The sequence below is a fragment of the Streptomyces chartreusis NRRL 3882 genome (assembly GCF_900236475.1).
Lineage (GTDB): Bacteria > Actinomycetota > Actinomycetes > Streptomycetales > Streptomycetaceae > Streptomyces > Streptomyces chartreusis_D.
On sequence record NZ_LT963352.1, the window covers coordinates 3,849,148 to 3,868,429 of the forward strand.

General features: G+C 69.6%; 15 protein-coding genes and 4 pseudogenes. 8 read left to right on the forward strand and 11 right to left on the reverse strand.

The window, feature by feature from the left end:
- Positions 1–71: 71 nt before the first annotated feature.
- Positions 72–1,469: a condensation domain-containing protein gene (locus SCNRRL3882_RS17195; RefSeq protein WP_029181419.1), complete on the forward strand. Its 1,398-nt coding sequence runs from the start codon at positions 72–74 to the stop codon at positions 1,467–1,469.
- Between the two features lie 64 nt (positions 1,470–1,533).
- Here the strand turns inward: SCNRRL3882_RS17195 and ccsB are convergent, their stop codons facing one another.
- The 7 genes from ccsB to hemL form a co-directional block, all read right to left on the reverse strand.
- Entirely contained in the window at positions 1,534–2,616 is a 1,083-nt protein-coding gene (ccsB, locus tag SCNRRL3882_RS17200) for a c-type cytochrome biogenesis protein CcsB (protein ID WP_010043418.1), read from the reverse strand.
- Complete coding sequence (gene resB / locus SCNRRL3882_RS17205; protein ID WP_010043421.1) at positions 2,613–4,355, reverse strand: cytochrome c biogenesis protein ResB; 1,743 nt, start codon at positions 4,353–4,355, stop codon at positions 2,613–2,615. Before resB ends, ccsB begins: the two co-directional genes overlap by 4 nt.
- Positions 4,356–4,358: 3 nt before the next feature.
- Entirely contained in the window at positions 4,359–5,129 is a 771-nt protein-coding gene (locus SCNRRL3882_RS17210; protein ID WP_010043423.1) for a cytochrome c biogenesis CcdA family protein, read from the reverse strand.
- 13 nt (positions 5,130–5,142) lie between these two features.
- Positions 5,143–5,790: a TlpA family protein disulfide reductase gene (locus SCNRRL3882_RS17215; RefSeq protein ID WP_010043425.1), complete on the reverse strand. Its 648-nt coding sequence runs from the start codon at positions 5,788–5,790 to the stop codon at positions 5,143–5,145.
- Positions 5,791–5,856: 66 nt separating this feature from the next.
- Entirely contained in the window at positions 5,857–7,122 is a 1,266-nt protein-coding gene (locus SCNRRL3882_RS17220) for a hypothetical protein (RefSeq protein WP_010043427.1), read from the reverse strand.
- 143 nt (positions 7,123–7,265) lie between these two features.
- Complete coding sequence (locus SCNRRL3882_RS17225) at positions 7,266–7,967, reverse strand: histidine phosphatase family protein (protein WP_010043429.1); 702 nt, start codon at positions 7,965–7,967, stop codon at positions 7,266–7,268.
- The gene (gene hemL, locus SCNRRL3882_RS17230) at positions 7,964–9,280 is read right to left on the reverse strand and encodes a glutamate-1-semialdehyde 2,1-aminomutase (protein WP_010043432.1); all 1,317 of its coding nucleotides are present in this window, start codon (positions 9,278–9,280) and stop codon (positions 7,964–7,966) included. Before hemL ends, SCNRRL3882_RS17225 begins: the two co-directional genes overlap by 4 nt.
- Before the next feature lie 488 nt (positions 9,281–9,768).
- On the opposite strand from hemL, the gene SCNRRL3882_RS17240 reads away from it, so the two are divergent.
- From SCNRRL3882_RS17240 to SCNRRL3882_RS42615, 3 genes and pseudogenes are all read left to right on the forward strand, one after another.
- Positions 9,769–10,206 carry a hypothetical protein gene (locus tag SCNRRL3882_RS17240; RefSeq protein ID WP_003974483.1) on the forward strand — a complete coding sequence of 146 codons (438 nt, stop codon included), beginning with the start codon at positions 9,769–9,771 and terminating at the stop codon, positions 10,204–10,206.
- Between the two features lie 188 nt (positions 10,207–10,394).
- Positions 10,395–10,712: pseudogene (locus SCNRRL3882_RS42610) on the forward strand (Tn3 family transposase); the annotation flags it as partial.
- A 25-nt stretch (positions 10,713–10,737) separates the two neighbouring features.
- Positions 10,738–11,031: pseudogene (locus tag SCNRRL3882_RS42615) on the forward strand (Tn3 family transposase); the annotation flags it as partial.
- 143 nt (positions 11,032–11,174) lie between these two features.
- Here SCNRRL3882_RS42615 and SCNRRL3882_RS17255 read toward each other — a convergent pair.
- A complete protein-coding gene (locus SCNRRL3882_RS17255; protein WP_231911137.1) occupies positions 11,175–12,695 on the reverse strand; it encodes a multicopper oxidase family protein in 1,521 nt (506 codons plus the stop codon).
- Between the two features lie 534 nt (positions 12,696–13,229).
- On the opposite strand from SCNRRL3882_RS17255, the gene SCNRRL3882_RS17260 reads away from it, so the two are divergent.
- The 4 genes and pseudogenes from SCNRRL3882_RS17260 to SCNRRL3882_RS17275 all read left to right on the forward strand — a co-directional run bounded on the left by SCNRRL3882_RS17260 (position 13,230) and on the right by SCNRRL3882_RS17275 (position 15,794).
- Positions 13,230–13,697, forward strand: a complete 468-nt coding sequence (locus SCNRRL3882_RS17260) for a DoxX family protein (RefSeq protein WP_199784622.1) — start codon at positions 13,230–13,232, stop codon at positions 13,695–13,697.
- 281 nt (positions 13,698–13,978) lie between these two features.
- Positions 13,979–14,095: pseudogene (locus tag SCNRRL3882_RS41750) on the forward strand (arsenate reductase ArsC); the annotation flags it as partial.
- Positions 14,096–14,222: 127 nt separating this feature from the next.
- Positions 14,223–14,876: pseudogene (locus tag SCNRRL3882_RS17270) on the forward strand (M15 family metallopeptidase).
- A 111-nt stretch (positions 14,877–14,987) separates the two neighbouring features.
- The gene (locus SCNRRL3882_RS17275) at positions 14,988–15,794 is read left to right on the forward strand and encodes a GNAT family N-acetyltransferase (protein ID WP_010043447.1); all 807 of its coding nucleotides are present in this window, start codon (positions 14,988–14,990) and stop codon (positions 15,792–15,794) included.
- Positions 15,795–15,844: 50 nt separating this feature from the next.
- Here the strand turns inward: SCNRRL3882_RS17275 and SCNRRL3882_RS17280 are convergent, their stop codons facing one another.
- The 3 genes from SCNRRL3882_RS17280 to SCNRRL3882_RS17290 all read right to left on the reverse strand — a co-directional run bounded on the left by SCNRRL3882_RS17280 (position 15,845) and on the right by SCNRRL3882_RS17290 (position 19,254).
- Complete coding sequence (locus SCNRRL3882_RS17280) at positions 15,845–16,894, reverse strand: LacI family DNA-binding transcriptional regulator (RefSeq protein WP_010043449.1); 1,050 nt, start codon at positions 16,892–16,894, stop codon at positions 15,845–15,847.
- A 221-nt stretch (positions 16,895–17,115) separates the two neighbouring features.
- Positions 17,116–18,534: a sensor histidine kinase gene (locus SCNRRL3882_RS17285; protein ID WP_010043451.1), complete on the reverse strand. Its 1,419-nt coding sequence runs from the start codon at positions 18,532–18,534 to the stop codon at positions 17,116–17,118.
- Positions 18,535–19,254: a response regulator transcription factor gene (locus SCNRRL3882_RS17290; RefSeq protein WP_102514815.1), complete on the reverse strand. Its 720-nt coding sequence runs from the start codon at positions 19,252–19,254 to the stop codon at positions 18,535–18,537. It abuts the gene before it with no gap.
- Positions 19,255–19,282: the final 28 nt, after the last annotated feature.

Sequence of the window (19,282 nt, forward strand, 5' to 3'; positions counted from 1 at the left end):
CCCGGTGTCGCCGGTAGCGGGTTCGGCCTTCCTTTGATCGGGTCTATCCCACCTGCGAACGGAGACCCCCTGTGCGAATGACTGATATCCAGCGCTGCGAGGTCCGACCTGGGCGACTCGTCGAATGGACACTCAGTCCGGCGACCGTCGCGACGGCGAAGGCTCTGCCGGAAGACTCCAGGCCACCGGCGTACATCCAGGAGTCGCACATCCGGACGGCCCGGTCCGTGCGGGAGGACGGACTCTTCGTGCCGACCTGGCTGGGCGCGGCGTTCGACATCCCGGGACGGGCCGACCTGGACGCGCTGGGCGAGGCGCTGCGCGGCTGGACGCTGCGCCATGAAACCCTGCGCAGCGGCTTCCGCTGGGCGGGCGGTCCCGGCGACTCGATCCGCCGCTTCACGCTCGACCCCTCCTCGGTGTCCCTGCACCGCGAGGACGTCGGCGACTTCACCGACGCGGCGGCCCTGGCCCAGCACCTCCAGGACCGCTTCGACACCACGGCCGACGCCCTGCGCTGGCCCAACCTCATCTACACGGCGGTCGTCCGGGACGACCGCACCAGCGTGTACATGGCCTTCGACCACAGCAACGTCGACGCCTACTCCATCCACCGCATCCCCGCCGAGATCCACGAGCTGTACGAGGCCGGGATCGCGGGCAAGGCCGAGGGACCGGAGCCGGCGAGCAGTTACGTCGACTTCTGCGAGGCCGAGCGGGCGGACGCCGACCGCATCGACGCGGACCACGACATCGTCGCCCGCTGGCGGGAGTTCATCCACCGCTGCGGCGGACGGCTGCCGAGCTTCCCCGTCGACCTCGGCCTGGAACCCGGGGGCGAACTGCCCACGCAGAAGTTCATGCGCGAGATGATGGTGGACGCGGACGCGGCCGCCGCCTTCGAGTCGTACTGCCGCCCGTACGGCGGCAGCCTGGTCGGTGTCCTCGCGGCCACAGCCCTGATCGTCCACGAGATCGGCGGCGAGCCCGTCTACCGCACGGTCGTGCCGTTCCACACCCGGGTGAAGTCCCAGTGGTCGCAGTCGGTCGGCTGGTACGTGGGCGGCGCCCCGATCGAGATCCCCATGTCCGAGGCCGTCGACTTCCCGAGCGCCCTGCGCACCGTACGCGCCGCCCTCCAGGCCAACCGCCGGCTGGCCCGCATCCCCCTGGCCCGCGTCCTCCACCTCCTCGGCAGCGACTTCCGACCGACCTCCCCCGACCTGTACTCGATCGTCTCGTTCGTCGACACCCGCGGTATCCCCGGCTCCGACCACTGGACGGACCAGAAGGCGTACGGGCTGCTCAGGGTGTCCTACGGTGACCAGGTCTGCGCCTGGATCACCCGCCTCCACGAGGGCCTGTGGTTCGCCGCCCGTTACCCGGACACGGACATCGCGTACAAGAACATGCGGCTGTACGCCGAGCGGCTGCGGGACATCGTGACGGGCGCGGCCGGCAGACCCTGAGCGACGGCGAAGGCCGGTTCCCGCGACTGAGGGTCGCGGGAACCGGCCTTCGCCGGTACGGGAGCTACACGCCCGCGTACGAGTGCTTGCCGGAGACGAAGATGTTCACGCCGTAGTAGTTGAACAGCCAGCAGCCGAAGGCGATCAGGGCCAGGTAGGCGGCCTTGCGGCCCTTCCAGCCCGCGGTCGCGCGCGCGTGCAGGTAACAGGCGTAGGCGACCCAGGTGATGAAGGACCAGGTCTCCTTCGGGTCCCAGCCCCAGTAGCGGCCCCAGGCGTCACCGGCCCAGATGGCGCCCGCGATGATCGTGAACGTCCACAGCGGGAAGACGGCGGCGTTGACGCGGTAGGAGAACTTGTCGAGGGAGGCGGAGGAGGGCAGCCGCTCCAGGACGGACGTCGCGAAGGTGCCGGGCGTACCGCCGCTCGCGAGCTTGTTCTCGTAGGAGTCCTTGAAGAGGTACAGGATCGTGCCGACCGCGCCGACGTAGAAGACCGCGCCGCAGAAGATCGCCGTGGAGACGTGGATGTACAGCCAGTACGAGTGCAGGGCCGGGACCAGCTGGTCGCTGGCGGTGTAGAGGACCGTGACCGCGAGGCCGAGGTCCAGCAGGACCGAGGTGATCAGGAACAGGCCGAGCCAGCGCACGTTCTTCTTCAGCGCCAGCAGCCCGAGGTACACGCCGACGGCGACCGTGGAGAACGTGATGTTGAACTCGTACATGTTGCCCCACGGGGCCCGCTCCACCGAGGCCGCGCGGGCGATGACCCCGCCCAGCTCGACGAGGAAGGCGAGCACGGTGAGGGAGATGGCGATCCGGCCGTACAGGTCGCCCTGTTCGTCACCGCCGTGCGCCCCGGGCCCGTCCGGCACGTCCCGCTGACCGGCCCCGGCCCGCACGGTGACCTTGGGCCGCTCCAGGACGGCGGTGCCGCCCGCCTGGTTCACGGTGACGGCGGGCGCCTTCTTCGCCTCGGCCGGCTTGGCGGTGAGCGCGGCGGCGGTCTTGGCGACCTTGCTGCGGCTGCCGAAGAGCCATTCGGCGATGTACGCGAAGAACGCCAGGGTGTAGACGGCCATCGCGGAGTAGATCAGCACATTGCTGATGTTCGCGAGGTTTTCGTTGGTGGCGGCGGCGAGAGTCACTTCTCAGCCCCTTCGGCAGGTACGGGGGTTTCGGTACCCGGCTCCTGGTCGGTGTCGGGGGAATCTGCGGGGTCGTCGGGGCCGGGCGCGGGCGGTGTCTCGTCGTAGAGGATCCCGGCGAGTTCGCCGAGCTCCTCGGGGACCTTGGCGGACTCGCTGCGGCCGAGGCCGGCCATCTCCACGACCGTGACGCCGTCGGCGCCCTTGACCGCGCGCACCCAGACGCGGCGGCGCTGGATGAACAGGGAGGCGGCGAGGCCGCCGATGGCCGCGAGGGCCCCGGCGAGGGCCCAGCCGCCGCCGGGTTCCTGGACGACCTGGAAGCCGGCCCACTCCTTGATGTCCTTGCCGAAGGTGACCGAACCTGCGCCGTTCGGGAGCTTCATGGTCTCGCCGGGCCGCAGCAGCTTCTTGAACAGCTTGCCCTTGGAGTCCTTGAACTCCTTCATGTTGGTCTTGTCCATCTGGTACACGCTCTGCGGGATGCCGGAGTCGGCCCCCAGGTCGCCGTGGTAGGCGGACAGCGCGAGCACCGGATAGTCCAGCGCGGGGAACTGCGACAGCATCGTGCCGCTGGCGGCGCCGCCGAAGGTCGGCACGAAGAACGCGTTGAAGCCGAGCTGTTCCTTCTTGCCCTCGGGGTTGCGGTAGCCGTCGAGGACCTTGACGACGCCGGAGGAGGTGACGTTGGCGTCGAGCGGCAGCAGCGGCACGGCGTCGTCGTAGACGATGTTGCCCTTGCCGTCGCGGACGGTGATGACCGGGGCGTAGCCGTGGCTGACGAGGTAGACCTTGGCGTCGCCGATCTCCAGCGGGTGGTTGACCCTGACGGTGGTCTTCTCGTCCTTGCCGTAGGGGCCGTCGCTGTAGGTGAGGTCGGCCTGGTAGACGCGCGGGGTGCCCTTGTTGGGGCCGTTGCGCTCGTAGGTGCCGGTGAACTTCTTCAGGTTGAAGCTGAAGGGCACCAGGTCGTCGGAGGTGAAGAGGCTGCCGGACTTGAAGTCGTCGTACTGGGTGAGGGTGTTGGAGAAGCCGTCGCCCTCGACGACCAGCTTGTTGCCCTCGGACTTGTACAGCTGGCCCCAGGCGAAGGCGACCAGCATCACGATGAGGGCGATGTGGAAGACGAGGTTGCCCAGTTCCCGCAGGTAGCCCTTCTCGGCGGCGACGGCGTCACCGGCGAGGTGGGCGCGGAAGCGGCGCTTCTGCAGCAGGGCCAGGGCGGCGCTGTGCACCTGGTCGGGTTCGGCCGTGGTGCGCCAGCTGGTGTGGGCGGGCAGCCGGGTCAGGCGCCGGGGCGCGCCGGGCGGCCGGCCGCGCAGCTGGCCCACGAACTGCCAGGTGCGCGGGACGATGCAGCCGATGAGGGAGATGAACAGCAGGATGTAGATCGCGGAGAACCACACCGAGCTGTAGACGTGGAACAGGCCGAGCTTGTCGTAGACGTCCCCGAGGGTGGGGTTGCCCTTGCGGAAGTCGGCGACCTTCGTCTCGTCCTGGCCGGACTGCGGGATGAGCGAGCCGGGGATCGCGCCGAGGGAGAGCAGCAGGAGCAGCAGCAGCGCGACCCGCATGGAGGTCAGCTGGCGCCAGAACCAGCGGGCCCAGCCGATGACGCCCAGGGAGGGCAGGTTGGGCGCGTCCTCCGTGGGGGCGGTGGACAGCTGGGAGCCGGCGTCGCCCAGCTCCTGGTCCTCGGCGGCGGTCGGGGCCGGGTCGGAGGCGGTGGTCTTGCTCATCGATCAGATCCCCACAGTGAAGCCGTCGGACCAGACCTGCATCTCCTGCACGATGCGGTCCCAGGCGCCGGTCAGCAGCAGCAGACCGGTCACGATCATCATGGTGCCGCCGATCCGCATGACCCAGACGTAGTGGCGCTTGATCCACCCGAAGGCGCCGAGGGCCTTGCGGAAGGCGACCGCGGCGAGCACGAACGGCACGCCCAGGCCCAGACAGTACGCGATGGTCAGTACCGCCCCGCGACCCGCGCTGCCCTGGTTCAGGGCGAGGGTCTGGACGGCGGCCAGCGTCGGGCCGATGCAGGGCGTCCAGCCGATGCCGAACAGCGCGCCGAGCACGGGGGCGCCGACGAGACCGGCCGCGGGCTTCTTGTGGAAGCGGAACTCGCGCTGGGTGAGCCAGGGCATCATGCCCATGAAGAAGACGCCCATGAGGATCATGAAGACGCCCAGCACCTTGGACAGCACGCCCCGCTGTTCCTGGAGCGTCTGGCCGAAGTACCCGAAGAAGGCCCCGCCGGAGACGAAGACGGCCGTGAAGCCGAGCACGAACAGCGAGGCCCCGGCGACCATCCGGCCGCGCCGGGCCTCGGCCAGGTCGGTGCCGCTGACGCCGGTGACGTAGGACAGGTAGCCGGGCACGAGCGGCAGCACGCAGGGCGAGAAGAAGGAGACGAGTCCACCGAGCAGTGCGATGGGCAGGGCCACCAGCAGGGCGCCGTTGAGCACCGTGCCGTTGGGGTCCGCTACCGCGGCGAGGGTGAGCGCGCTCACGTCACTACTCCGCTCACTTCTCGGCGACGACCGGCTTGAGCATCTTCAGCAGCCGTTCCTCACTGAGCGCGGACAGCGAGCGGGCCGCGATCTTCCCGTCCCGGTCGAGGATCAGGGTGGAGGGGATGGCCTGCGGGTTGAGGGTGCCCTTGTCGAAGCGCAGCAGCAGCTTGCCGGTCGGGTCGTAGAGGCTGGGGTAGGTGATGTCCCAGTCCTTCTCGAAGGCGAGCGCGGCGCCGGTGGAGGTGTCGCGCGTGTTGATGCCGACGAACTGCACGCCCTTGCCGGCGTACTCCTTGGAGACCTTCGCGAAGTACTTGGCCTCGGCGCGGCAGGGGTTGCACCAGGACCCCCACACGTTGAGGACGACGACCTTGCCCTTGTAGTCGGCGACGTCGAGGGTCTTGCCGGCGATGGTCTTGCCGGACAGGTCGGGGGCCGGGGTGCGCTCGCCCTTGGCGACCGTGGCGATGCCGTCGGTGCCGGTGACGAAGTTGGTGTTGCCGCCCCCGCCGGAGGTGCCGCCCGAGCCGCACGCGGAGACGAGCAGCGCGGCCACGGCGGCACCGGCGGTCAGGGCGGCGCGGCGACGGACCCGGGTCGAGAGGGTCGTGCGGGGCGAGCGGTTCGAGCGCAGGGGGGCGCGGCTGGCGGCACTCATGTGAAAAGTTTCGCATGTCCGTTCCGGGGCTCTCGCCCACCCCCCTTGCGGGCGGAAAACCGCATTTCAGGCAGCGTTCCGGGAGGGTGTGGCGGCACCCTGCGGGGCCTTCTCGACGAACCCCTTCCAGCCACCGGCCGGTTGCTGCCCGACGTCGAGCGTGCGGAGCTTTTCGAGCACCTCGGGCTTCTGCACGTCCAGCCAGTCGACGAACTGCCGGAAGGAGACGAGACGCACATCCGCGCCCTTCTCCTTCTCGCGCGCGATGTGCTTGAAGGCCTCCTCCACGGCGTCCATGTAGATGCCGCCGTTCCACTGCTCGAAGTGGTTGCCGATGAAGAGGGGTGCCCGATTAGTCTCGTATGCCCGCTTAAATCCCTGGATGTACGCCTGGGCCGACTGCTGCCGCCAGCCCGGGTAGTTGTGCGCCGGGGCCTTCGTGGTGCTGATGGACTGGTTCGCCAGCATGTTGTAGTCCATGGAGAGGACCTCGAAGCCACGACCGGGGAAAGGTATCTGCTGCAACGGCAGGTCCCAGATCCCCTGCCGCTTCACCGGCCACACCTGACGGCCGCCGGGCGAGGAGGCGTCGTAGCGCCAGCCCAGCTCGCGGGCGGTGGGCAGCAGGTTGTCCTGGCCGAGCAGACAGGGCGTACGGCCGCCGACGAGCTCCTTGTCGTAGTCGAACGGCAGCGACGGCAGGTCCCTCCAGCCGGTGTTGGTGCGCCATTCCTTCACGAAGGACTTCGCCTGGTCGATCTCGCTGCGCCACTGCCGGGGCGTCCAGTTCTTGACCGAGCCGTAGGCCTCGCCGCAGAAGTGCCCGTTGAAGTGGGTGCCGATCTCGTGGCCCTCCAGCCACGCCCGGCGGACGTTCTTCAGCGTCTCCTTGACGTGCTCGTCGGTGAGGTAGCCGATGTCGGAGGCGCCGCGCGGGTTGTTCGGCGGGTCGTAGAGGCGCTTCTTCGACTCGGGCAGCAGGTACAGCCCGGACAGGAAGAAGGTCATGCTCGCGCCGTGCTCCTTGGCGAGGTCCAGGAAACGCGGGAAGAGCCCGTTGCCGACCTCGCCGGCGCCGTCCCAGGAGAACACCACGAACTGCGGCGGGGTCTGACCCGGCTCCAGCGGCTCGGGCCTGGCGGGCTGGTGGGGCTGCTTGCCGGTGTAGGCGGTGGAGCCGTCGCCGATGGGCCGGGCGGTCGGCTTCGGCTTCGACCCGCCCTGTGCGGATTCCCCGGAACCACCGGCATGGCTGGACCCGTCCGACCCGGTGAGTCCGCCGCACCCGGCGAGCGAGACGGCGGCCGCGGCCCCCGCGCCGATTCCGAGCATTCCCCTGCGGGAGTAAGGGCGCATTGCATCCCCGTTCATCGCGTTCTCTGGTGGTCATCCAGTCAGAGGACGTGATGAACAGGGAGGTTCCGCTGATATTTGCAGATTCCGTAACGAAGCGATCAGAAGCGAACGGAAAGGGCTTACGCGCCGAACGCCTTGTCCTTCCCCTTCGCCGGCTTGGCACCGGCGAGGAGATGCGCCGGGACGAGATCGCGGGCCGGCTCGGTGTAGCCGACGGAAACGATCCGGTCGCCGCGGTACGTGAAGGTCGTCAGCGAGGCGAGCGTGCACTGCCGCTTGCGCGGGTCGTGCCAGAGCCGCCGCCGCTCGACGTACGACCGCACGATCCAGATCGGCAGCTGATGGCTGACCACGACGGCCTCGTGCCCCCGGGCCCGGTCCTTCGCCGCGCTCAGCGCGTTCATCATCCGCACGACCTGGTCGACGTACGGCTCGCCCCAGGACGGCCGGAACGGGTTGACCAGGTGCTTCCAGTTCCCGGGCTTGCGCAGCGCCCCGTCCCCGACGCCGAACGTCTTGCCCTGGAAGATGTTCTCGGCCTCGATCAGCCGCTCGTCGGTGGCGAGGTCCAGCCCGTGCGCCTTGGCGATCGGCTCCGCCGTCTCCTGCGCCCGCTCCAGCGGCGAGGCGACGACGTACGTCACATCGCGCGCCGACAGGTGCTCGGCGACCCGGTCGGCCATGCGGCGGCCCAGCTCGGAGAGGTGGTAGCCGGGCAGCCGCCCGTAGAGGATGCCGTCCGGGTTGGCGACCTCGCCGTGCCGCATGACGTGGACGACGGTGATGTCGTCGTTCGTCCCCTGGGGCGTCTCGTTGCTCATGCCGTGGCCTCCGCGGCAGCTCGGGCCGCCGCCGGGAGGGCGTCGGCGATCCGCTGCACGGCCCGCTCGTCGTGCGCGGTGGAGACGAACCAGGACTCGAAGGACGACGGCGGCAGGTAGACGCCGCCTGCGAGCAGCGAGTGGAAGAAGGCGGTGAAGCGGAAGGACTCCTGCGCCTTGGCGTCCTCGTAGTTCCGCACGGGCCGGTCGGTGAAGAACACGGAGAACATGTTGGAGGCGTTCTGGAGCGTGTGCGCGACACCCTCCTTGGTCAGGGCCTCGGTGACGAGCCCCTGGATCTGTGCGGAGACGGCGTCGACCTTGTCGTAGGCGGCGTCGTCGAGGAGGCGCAGCTGGGCGAGACCGGCCGCGGTGGCCACCGGGTTCCCGGACAGCGTGCCGGCCTGGTACACGGGCCCGGCCGGGGCGAGGTGCGCCATGACGTCCGCGCGCCCGCCGAAGGCCGCTGCGGGGAAGCCGCCGCCCATGACCTTGCCGAACGTCATGAGGTCGGGGCGGACCCCGTCGACCCCGAACCACCCGGCCCGGCTGGTCCGGAAGCCGGTCATGACCTCGTCGGAGATGTAGAGGGCGCCGTTCTCGGCGCAGAGGTCCTTGAGGCCCTGGTTGAAGCCGTCCGCGGGCGGTACGACGCCCATGTTGCCCGGGGAGGCCTCGGTGATCACGCAGGCGATCTCGCCGGGGTGGGCCGCGAAGGCGGCGCGTACGGCGTCGAGGTCGTTGTACGGCAGGACGATGGTGTCCCCGGCCTGGGCGCCCGTGACGCCGGGGGTGTCGGGCAGCGCGAAGGTGGCGACGCCACTGCCCGCCGCGGCGAGCAGCGAGTCGACGTGCCCGTGGTAGCACCCGGCGAACTTGATCACCTTGCTCCGCCGGGTGAACCCGCGCGCGAGCCGGATCGCGGACATGGTCGCCTCGGTCCCGCTGGACACCAGCCGCACCTGCTCGACCGGCTCCACCCGGGCGACGATCTCCTCGGCGAGTGCGACCTCGCCCTCACCGGGCGTACCGAAGGACGTACCGCGGGCGACGGCGTCCTGCACGGCGGCGATGACCTCGGGGTGCGAGTGCCCGAGGATCATGGGCCCCCAGGAGCACACGAGGTCGACGTACTCCCTGCCGTCGGCATCGGTCAGATACGGCCCCTTGCCGGACACCATGAACCGCGGTGTGCCGCCGACTGCGCGGAAGGCCCGCACCGGCGAGTTCACGCCACCTGGTGTGACGGCCGCCGCACGGTCGAACAGAGCCTGCGAGGCCGGTGCTTCATACGGATATGCCAGTTCGCTCATGACCTGCGACTTCTCCGACCTTCTCCGACGTCGTCGGGATCCGGGTGTGAGTGACCTGTTCAGGGTAGGACAGTGCCCTGCGAGCGGTCCCCGAACCTCTGTCGTCTGCGAGACTGGGGCGTGATACACACAGCTCAAACGGCCCAGGGTGGTCGGAGGCTGCGAAGATCCCGCGGACAGATGTTTCAGCGCACGTTTCGGCGAGCGGCCGCGGGGGAGGTCACTGACACGATGATCGGGTTGCGCGGCGGGGGCGACGCGTCCTAGAAAAGCAGTCGGGTGGAGATATGCATCGCGGTGGCGGACTGGGCGAGGGGACTGATGACCTGGGTCCTCGACGTGCCCGGCGGGGAAGGCACCGGCGCGAAGCGGAGGACACGCAGGAAGCACGTCAGACGCAGGGGCTGCCGAGTGAACCGGACCGGCTCGACCGCCGTACTGAACGCCGGATGGACGATCTTCGGACGGGGAGCAGGAATGGTGGTCGGGTGGGGGTGACGTACAAGTACTTCGGCGCGCCCGACGGCGCGACCGCGGCCCGCGTCCCGATCTCGATGCGTCCCGAGGAACTCGGCGGCGACGAGCTCGGTATGAACGGCATGTTCACGAAGATCAAGCCGGAGACCATGGCGGCGATGGTCCTGACGGGCATCGAGGGCGTCCCCCTGCACAAGGTGCCGCCCCTGGAACTGGTCGTCCTGCACCCCGACTACGCGGTCGTGAAACTCCCGATGACCGTCGTCGACCCCCTGCGGGGCATCGGCGAGGAGGCGGTGGGCGCGGCGGCCTTCATCTGGTCGACGGTCCCGGACCGGGGCGGACCGCGGGACGCGTTCAACGTGTACCAACTGCTGCACGAGTGGCAGGACTTCAGCCATCGGCTGCATGAGGCGGGGCATCAGCCGTACTGCCTTGTTTGGCCCTGATCGGCTCTGAGCTGGGGTTTCTTGCGGATCGGGCGGGGTCTTCGGGCCTCGCCCTTTTTGGTGCCGGGAGGGGCCGTCAGGCGGCCAGGGCACATTGCGGGCACATTGGTTTTGCTGGGGGTGCTGATGTGCCCTGGGCGGCGGGCGGGCCGCCGTCGTCTTCCGCCTCGGCTTCCGTTTCCGTTTCCGTGAAGGCGTCGTCGATCCACCTGCAACGACTCGCTGGCCTCCTTCCCGAAGTCAGCCGGCGCTATCGCCTCGGCGGTGTCGAGTCCCAGTTCCGCCACCTGATGCGCGTGGCCGTCTCCGTACGCGAAGGCGCCATCTCCTCCTCCACGCTGCTCAAGCGGCTGCGCTCCGGTTCGCGGAAGAATGCCACCTACACGGCCTTCCGGGAGGTCGGCCGGGTGATCCGTACGGTGCAGCTGCTGCACCACCTCTCGGATGCGCCACTGCGCCGGCGGGTGACGGCGGCAACCAACAAGGTGGAGTCGTTCAACCGGTTCTCCCAGTGGATCGGCTTTCGGCAACCGCGGCGTCATCGCCGACAACGACCCCATCGAGCAGGAGAAGGCGATGAAGTTCAACGCCCTGCTCACGAACGCGGTGCTCTTCCACAATGCCCTGGACATCGCGGAGATCGCCCGTCAGCTACTGGAGGAAGGGTGGGGAGATCGCCCCGGAGGACCTGGCCCACATCTCGCCGTACCTGACCGAGCACATCAACCGGTTCGGCGAGTACTCCACGCACGAACTCGGCATCCAGCCCGACGCATACGACCCGAAACTCGACGTCGACTTCATCCCGCTGCGAGCAGGATCTGACCGCCGTCGGCCTCGACCAGGCCGCCTGACGGTGACGTGCCTTCAGCGACGCAGGATGCTGACGCCTCCCTGCCCAGGATCGGGGCGTCCTCGCATCCTGAGCCTCCGGCGCCCGCCGGCGCCCGCCGGCGCCGGAGGGTTGGTTATCGGGCGGCGATGACGTTCAGGTAGCCCATCATTCCGGTGTCCTCGTGTCCGGTGATGTGGCAGTGGAAGAACCATTTCCCGGTGAAGTCGGTGAAGCGGATCCGGATCACCACTTTTCCGGGCTTTCCGTTGACTGCGTGGGGGACGCTCACGCCGTCCATGTAGTCGGCGTGGGGCTGGGCGACGCCGTTCACGCTGAGGACCTGGAACGGCGCGACGTGGAGATGGAACGGATGATTCTGCTGAGCCTTGTTCGTGAGCGTCCATTCTTCGACCGTTCCGAGAGTGGCCGGTTCAGCGAAAGTCGGTTTCGTGTGGTCGAACAGCTTGCCGTTGATCCAGAAGTTGTTGCCGCGGTCGTCGTTCAGGACGATGCTTCGGGATCGGGCGATGGGTTCTTTGGACAGATCGGGGTGGGATCCGGGAAGCGGACCGGTGATCTGGGGCGAGGTGGCCATGCCCGGCCGTCCTGCGGTGGCGGCCGGCCCCGCATTCCCGCTGTCCTTCTGGACGTTGACCTTCATGAGGGGGGTGTCGGGGTATTCGTCGCCGGCACCGTTGAAGGGGTCGGGCCCGGTCTTGTGGGCGAGGGTTCTGAGCCAGGTCGATCCGGTGGCTCCGGCGGTCACCAGGACGTCGAAGCGTCTGCCGGGCGGCATCAGAAGGTGCTTGGCCCGGGCCGGCGCCGCGGCGGGAATCCCGTCCTGGTTGACGACGGTGAAGGTGCCGCCGTCGAGCTGGAGGTCGTAGGCGATGGCGTAGCCTTCGTTGGCGATGCGCCACAGCTGGGTTTCCCCGGCCTTCATGGTCAGCGTGGGCTGGTATTGGCCGTTGACCAGCCGGACCGTCGGCTCTGCGGGCTCGAGGACCCCGTCGGGGTAGACGATCGAGCTGGATGAGCTGATCTGGGTGTCCTTGAGCGCCAAGGTGTGAGCGGTGATCCCGCGGTAGGCCGGTGGCAGAGTTTCGCGGCTGTCCCCGACGATGATGGTTCCCGACAGCCCCGCCCCGATCTGGCTCTCAGTTCCATTGCAGCGAACGTTCGCGGGTGCGGGGCTCTTCGCGGGTGCGGGGCTCATCGTCATCCCCGGCATCGGACGGCCGTTCCCGTCGCACATCTCGTGGTCGTGGTACCAGTACGTTCCGGGTTCCTGGTTGGCGGGAATGTCGAGGTGGTAGGTCTGAATCTGCCCCGGCTTAACGGACAGGTCGATGTTGTCCGCGCTTCCCTTCGGGGACAGGTGCATCCCGTGGTAGTGCAGGTTGGTTGACGTGCCAAGGTGATTGGCCAGTTTCAAGGTGACACGCTGGCCTGGAACCACATGGAGGGTCGGCCCGACGAGACTTCCGTTGTAGGTCTCCGCGAGGACCTTCTTGCCCGAGATCATCACCTCTTTCTGCACCGCAGTCAGCTGGACCGTCAGCTCCTTCGGGGTCGCCGTGTTGAGGTCGGGCGGTTCCACCAGCGCAGCGCCGGGAACCATGCCGGCCGCCTGCTCTTTGGTCGTCGGCAGCAACTTTCCCTTGGGCGGCGCGGGCGGCAGTCCGGTAAACGCCGGATCTGGCTCTCCGGTAGCCGCCGGGTGCGAGTGCGGCTCTGCGCTCTGGCAGCCTGCGAGGCAGACGGACAAGAGAGCGGCCGCGACAGCGACTGCTCCGAGGCGGGTGACGCGCGATCGAGGCGCGGTCGAGCGTGCGGACAAAAGGCTTTCCTCACTGGGCGGCGGAGCAGATGCGCTCCTCCTGAACGGGAAGAACATCAAGACCCCGAATCGGGCGCCTGGCCTTCGTGGCGGTGGCCTTCCTGACCGTGGCCTTCCCAGGGGTTCTTGGGGAGTCCTCGGGGCTTGGAAGAAGGGCTGTAGGGCCCCTCATGGCGTGGTCGTCCTGGAGTCGGACTCAAGACTCGAACAGGAGACGGTGGAAAGGGATCCGGCACCTGGCCGGAACCACCCCGCCGATCGGCGGGGCTGAAGCGGAAGATCGGCGGATGCCAGCCGCCCCGTCACGCATCGAAGCTGGAGTTGCACGAAGCGAATGGAGCGATGGTCATGCATGTCGGATTGCTGGGGTTGCGGGTGTTCTTCGGGCTGGTTCTGGCCTCGCATGGGGCGCAGAAGCTGTTCGGGTGGTTCGGGGGCGACGGGGTTGCGGGGACCGCCGCGGCGTTCGAAACGATGGGGTTTCAGCCGGGGAGGCCCTTTGCGGTGATCGCGGGGCTGACTGAAATGAGTGGCGGGCTGCTGCTGGCCGCTGGTCTGGCGTTCCCGCTGGCCACGGCCATGGTCATCGGGGTGATGATCAATGCGGTCAACGCCTCGTGGGGGTCCGGGTTCTACGAGGGGACCGAGACGCCGATGCTCTTCGCGGCCGTCGCCGTGGCGCTCGCCTTCACCGGGCCGGGACGCTACGCACTGGACGCTGGACGTCCCTGGCAGCGCACCGGCACACGGTGGGCGCTCGGGTCGGTCGGTCTCGGTGTGGCGACAGCCCTGCTGACCCTGTTGATCAAGGGTTAGATCTTGACCCCGGCCAGGTGGCCCAGGGCGACAAGCACGATCACCGACGGCAGATCGTCGACAGCGATCTTCGACCGAATCTCCACTGCTTCTGGCTCAGACCACCGCCAAGACTGTTTCACAGGTCCTCGCTCGTGAAACACCCGGCCGCCCGGCGGTCCACCTGCGGCGACCATGTTTCATGAGTCGTTGCAAACGACTGGACGTCTGAAGCACCCTCAGGAAACAGTCCGGGCTTGTGAGCGACGACTTCAAGCGCGTGGAATCGCACGACTGCCCCCCCGGGTAAGCGGTACCTCGACTGGAACCTCGACGACCCCGCCGACAAAACCGCTGCCGACGTCCGCCCCATCCGCGATGAAATCGAACGCCGCGTCCGCGGACTCCTCGACGAGCTCGACGCCCTGGCACAGCCCGTGACAACGTACGCGCCCACATCCCCGACGCCCTCCGACTCGCCGCCTCCGGAAAGGTCACCCCCGAACGGGTCGTCTGCGTGGGGCGACGCTGCGTCATGATCAGCGCATGACCGAGATCGTGCTGATGTCAGATCCCAGAGTCGCGGCAGTCCCCGTCGTCGACTGCGGTGAAGAGCTGCTCGACGTCAGGGCGGGGAAGTCCATTGCCGTCGACCCACGGAGGGAAGACGGGGCGGGCGCCTAGGCGCACCTGCGGGAGGGGGTCCTGTCCCGCCTTCTGAAAGCTCAGGAGTTGCTGCCGGACGGCGTTCGTCTGTTGTTCGTCGAGGGGTACCGGCCGTCCGCCCTCCAGCGTCTCTACTTCGAGCGGTACTCCGGCGCACTGCGGGCGGACCACCCCGACTGGTCGGCGGAACGGGTGCGTGACGCCGCGAGCCGCTACGTGTCACCGCCGGAGATAGCTCCCCACAGTGCCGGCGCGGCGGTCGACCTGACCCTCATGTCCGCCGACGGGCGGGAACTCGACATGGGGACGCGGGTGAACGCCAATCCGGAGGAGAGCGACGGCGCCTGCTATACGCACGCCCCCGACGTCCCGCCCGCAGCACGCGGCAACCGGCGGCTCCTCGGCGACGCGCTGACGGCCGCGGGCCTGGTCAACTACCCGACGGAATGGTGGCACTGGTCGTACGGCGACCGGTACTGGGCCCTTGCCACCGGCGCGGAGCACGCGATCTACGGCGCCTGTGAGCGGACTTGAGTCATGACGCCCCGAAGGATCCAGAAGAAGGATGAGGCAGCCCCGGGGAGGGCAGTACGTGTACTGGGCGCGGGCGACTCCCGTGCCGTGTCGCCGACCTGGGGGGAACTCATGCGCGATCTCGCGGACTCGATCGAATCGATGGAGCAGCTCGCCACCGTGTGGCGGGTCATGGTGCTCGACCGGGATCCGCAGGCGGACGTCCGCGATCTGCCGGGGATCGCCGTCCGCTGGGCCGACTGCCGGTTCGCCTTCTGGAACTGCGTCACGCTGACCGAACCCGGCACCACCGCCGGGCTGCTGAAGCAGCGGCTGAACGAGGTCGCGGAGATCATGCGGTCGAAGAAGTGCCCCGGTTTTCTGTGGGTCTTCGAGGATCTGCTGGACGACGAGGCGCGCGCGGGGCTGGGGGACGCCGCCGAGCGAGCCGGGCTCGTGCACGCCTTTCCCGGTACGGGCATGGCGGGGAATCTGCTGCCCCTTCCCGAACCCGCCCACCCCGACCTGACGTTCGTACGCGTGACCACCGACGAGCAGCTGCGGGCCTTCGCCGACATCAACTCGCGTGCCTACGGCTTCCCGTTGGAGGACGGCCGTGACGGTCTCGGCCGCTCCTCGATCTGGAAGAGCCAGGTGCACGCCTACCTGGGCGTGCGCGCCGACGGCACCCCCGTGACCTGCGCCGCCACCGTCGAGGCCGACGGCCGCCTCTTCGTGCTGCTCGTCGCCACCGATCCGGCGTGGGAGCGCCGGGGATACGGAGAGGCCGTGACGCGGAAGGCCCTGTACGAGGGTGGCCGGGCCACCGGGCTGACCCGGGCGACCCTGCACGCCACCGCCGCGGGCGCGCCCGTGTATCCGCGCATCGGCTTCGAGGCGAACTCCCCGATGCACTTCTTCGCCCTCGCAGAGGCCTGACGCGGGTCTCCCGGCGGCGCGTGCCGCACGCGCCCCCGCCCCGCGTCACCTCACTCCCCGGGTGCCGGCCCGCCGGTCCGCTCCCCCTCGTCCCGGGCCCGGGACCGGGCCACCGGCGCGGTCGTCGCCCGCGGGATCACATACGTCGGCAGCACGACGTGCCGCACGTGATCCGCCTCGGGGTCGTCGATGAGCTTCAGGGCCAGCTCCCCGGCCTCCCGGCCCATGTCCGACGGTGACTGGGCGACCGTGGACAGGTCGAACCAGTCGGCCAGCGGCTGGTCGTCGAAGCCGAGGACGGAGATCCGCTCGGGTACGGCGACCTGCGTCCTGCGCAGGTTCCAGATGAGGGCGACGGCGAGCTCGTCCTGCTCGGCGAAGACGGCGGTGGGCGGCTCGCGCAGGCTGAGCAGCATGCCGAGCACCTCGGCGGCGGCACGCTTGTCACCGACCCGCGTGGACACCACCAGGTCGTCGTCGAGCGGGACCCCCGCTTCGGTCAGCGCCTGCTGGTAGCCCAGCAGCCGTTCGTCGGAGCTGAAGGAGAAGCCGCTCGCGCCCGCGGTCTGGACGAAGGCGATCCGGCGGTGGCCGAGGTTGAGCAGGTGCCGGGTGCCGTGCAGGGCGCCGGCCACGTCGTCGACGTAGACGCTGGGCCGTCCCTGGACGTGCTGGCTGACGTAGATCACCGGCATGTCGAGGTCGTCCAGCCGCGCGGTCTCCTCGTCGGTGAGGTCGAAGGAGAACACCAGGAGCGCGTCGGCGTTGCGGCGTGCCGGGAGGTGCTCGAAGAACGCGGTGCGCTCGGCCAGGTCGGGGATCTCGTAGACGTTCAGCTGCATGCCGGCCGCCCGCAGCAGCGGGGCCAGGCTGGACAGGGCGGCTCCCATGAACCAGGAGTTGAGCGTCGGGACCAGCACCGCCACCGTCCCGGTCCGGCCCGTGACGAGGCTTGCGGCCTGCCGGGACACGGCGAAGTTCAGCTCGCGCGCGGCCTTCTCGACGCGGGCCCGCACCTCCGGCGAGACCGTGGACAGGCCGCGCAGCGTGCGCGAGACGGTGGATGTGGAGACCCCGGCCCGTTCCGCGACGTCGGCCATCGTGGGGTGCCGTTGAGCTGGAGGCATGGGCGGACGGTAACACAGGAATTCGCTCTCCGACCCGCCGATGTGACAGCGCTTTCATGCGGATGCGACGCGAATGGGCAGCGATTACTCCCACGTAATGCATCTGCTTCGGCATGGCACGCCCCTGGCTTGCAAACGTTGTCCCACCGGCCTCGGCGAAGGTGGCCGGACGCCTCACACGGAGCCCGCCGGTGTCAGTCGAGTCCCCCGCCCACCGTGAACCCGATCACCGTCCCGCCCCCTTCCCGCCGGAACGCGAACGGCGCTCCACCGTGCGCGAGTGCCACCTCCCGGACGATGGACAGGCCCAGTCCGGAGCCCGGCAGGGAGCGGGCGTCGGCGGCGCGGTAGAAGCGGTCGAAGACGCGGTCGAGGTCCTTGTCGGCGATGCCGGGGCCGCGGTCGAGGACCTCGACGCGGATCGTGCCCGGCCGGGCGGGCCCGGCGACGACGATCTCGACGGGGGCCGTGCCGGCCTGGTCGAACTTCACCGCGTTCTCGACCAGGTTGGACAGCGCCCGGGTCAGCATCCCGGGCCGTCCGTCGGTGGTGGTGTCGCCGCTCGCACGGAGCAGGATCCGCCGGCCGCTGCGGCGCCGGGCGAGGCCCGCCACCTCCTCCGCGATGTCGGCGACGTTCACCCGCTGCGGCGGCTCGGTGTCGGACTGCCCGGCCGCGAGGTCGACGAGCTCGTTGACCAGGTCGGTCAGCTCCCGGGCCTCCTGGCCCAGATCGGCGACCAGTTCCTCGCGGGACCCGGGCGGGAGTTCGTCGATCCGGCGGAGCAGGGAGATGTTCGTACGCAGGGAGGTCAAGGGCGTACGGAGCTCATGGCCCGCGTCCTGGACCAGGCGGCGCTGGTCCTCCTCGGACTGGGCGAGCCGCCCCAGCATGCGGTCGAAGGCCCGGCCCAGCCGGCCCACCTCGTCGTGACCGGCGACGGGCACCTGGATGCCGAGCCGGCGGGTGCGGGCGACGTCCTCGGCGGCGTCGGTCAGGACGACCAGGCGGCGCGTGATCCGCCGGGCCAGCCACCAGCCGAACAGGCCGGCGGCGATCACGACGGCGGCCATCAGCAGGAGCGTCCGCCGCTGGAGCGCCCGCAGCAGGTCCTCGACGTCGCTGAACTCCTGCGCGACCTGCACCGCGCCCCGGCCGCCGCCGAGGGAGACGGTCGCGACGCGGTAGACGTCGTTGCCCACGTCGACGTCCTTGTGCTCGGCCACCCGCCCGGACGTCGCAGCCCCGGCGATCCGTACGTCGGCGCCGGTGACCGGCAGCCCGGGGCTGCCCGGGTCGACGACATGGCCGTCCGGGCCGAGCACCTGCACATCGGTACGGGCGGGCCGGACGAGGTCGTGGCCCGGCGCGGCGGACGAGAAGTCGCCGGGCGTCATGCGGTTCTGCCGCACCTCGTCGCGCAGGTCCTGCACGACCTCGGCGAACACGGTCTGCTGGTCCACCCGCACGAGCCGGGCGGCAGCGCTGTACGACAGGATGCCGACCAGGATCGTCACGGCCGCCGTCACCGCCGCGAACGACACCGCGAACGTGGTGCGCAGCGAGACCAGCTTCGGCCGCCGCCCGCCCACCAGCCGGCGGAGGCGGCTCACTCAGTCCTCCCGCAGCACGTAACCCACGCCACGCACCGTGTGGATCAGCAGGGGCGCGTCCGGCTCGTCGAGCTTGCGGCGCAGATAGCCGACGTAGACGGCGAGGTTCTTCGAGCCGGGGCCGAAGTCGTAGCCCCAGATGCGGTCGTAGATCGTCGAGTGGTCGAGGACGATGCCCGCGTTGCGGACCAGCAGCTCCAGCAGTTCGAACTCGGTGCGGGTCAGCTCCAGCTCGCGCGCGCCCCGCCAGGCCCGGCGCGCCTGGGGGTCCATGCGGATGCCGGCCGCCTCGATGAACCGCTCCGGGAGCGGCTTGGGCGCCTCGGCCGCCGGTGTGCTCCCGGCGCCCACCGGGCTGGTGCGGCGCAGCAGGGCGCGCAGCCGGGCGAAGACCTCCTCCACGTCGAAGGGCTTCACCACGTAGTCGTCGGCGCCCGCGTCCAGGCCGGCGATCCGGTCGGCGGTCTCCACGAGGGCGGTCAGCATCAGGATCGGCGTCCGGTCGCCCTCGGCGCGCAGCACGCGGCACACCTGGAGCCCGTCGATGCCGGGCATCATCACGTCCAGGACGAGGACGTCCGGACGGTTGCGGTGGGCCTGCGCCAGTGCCTCGACACCGTCGGCGACCGCCATGACCTGGTAACCCTCCAGGGTCAGGGCGCGCTCCAGGGCGTTGCGGATGGCGCGGTCGTCTTCGGCGAGCAGCACTGTTTGGGACACGCGTCCAGTGTGCCCCGGCGCCGGGCCT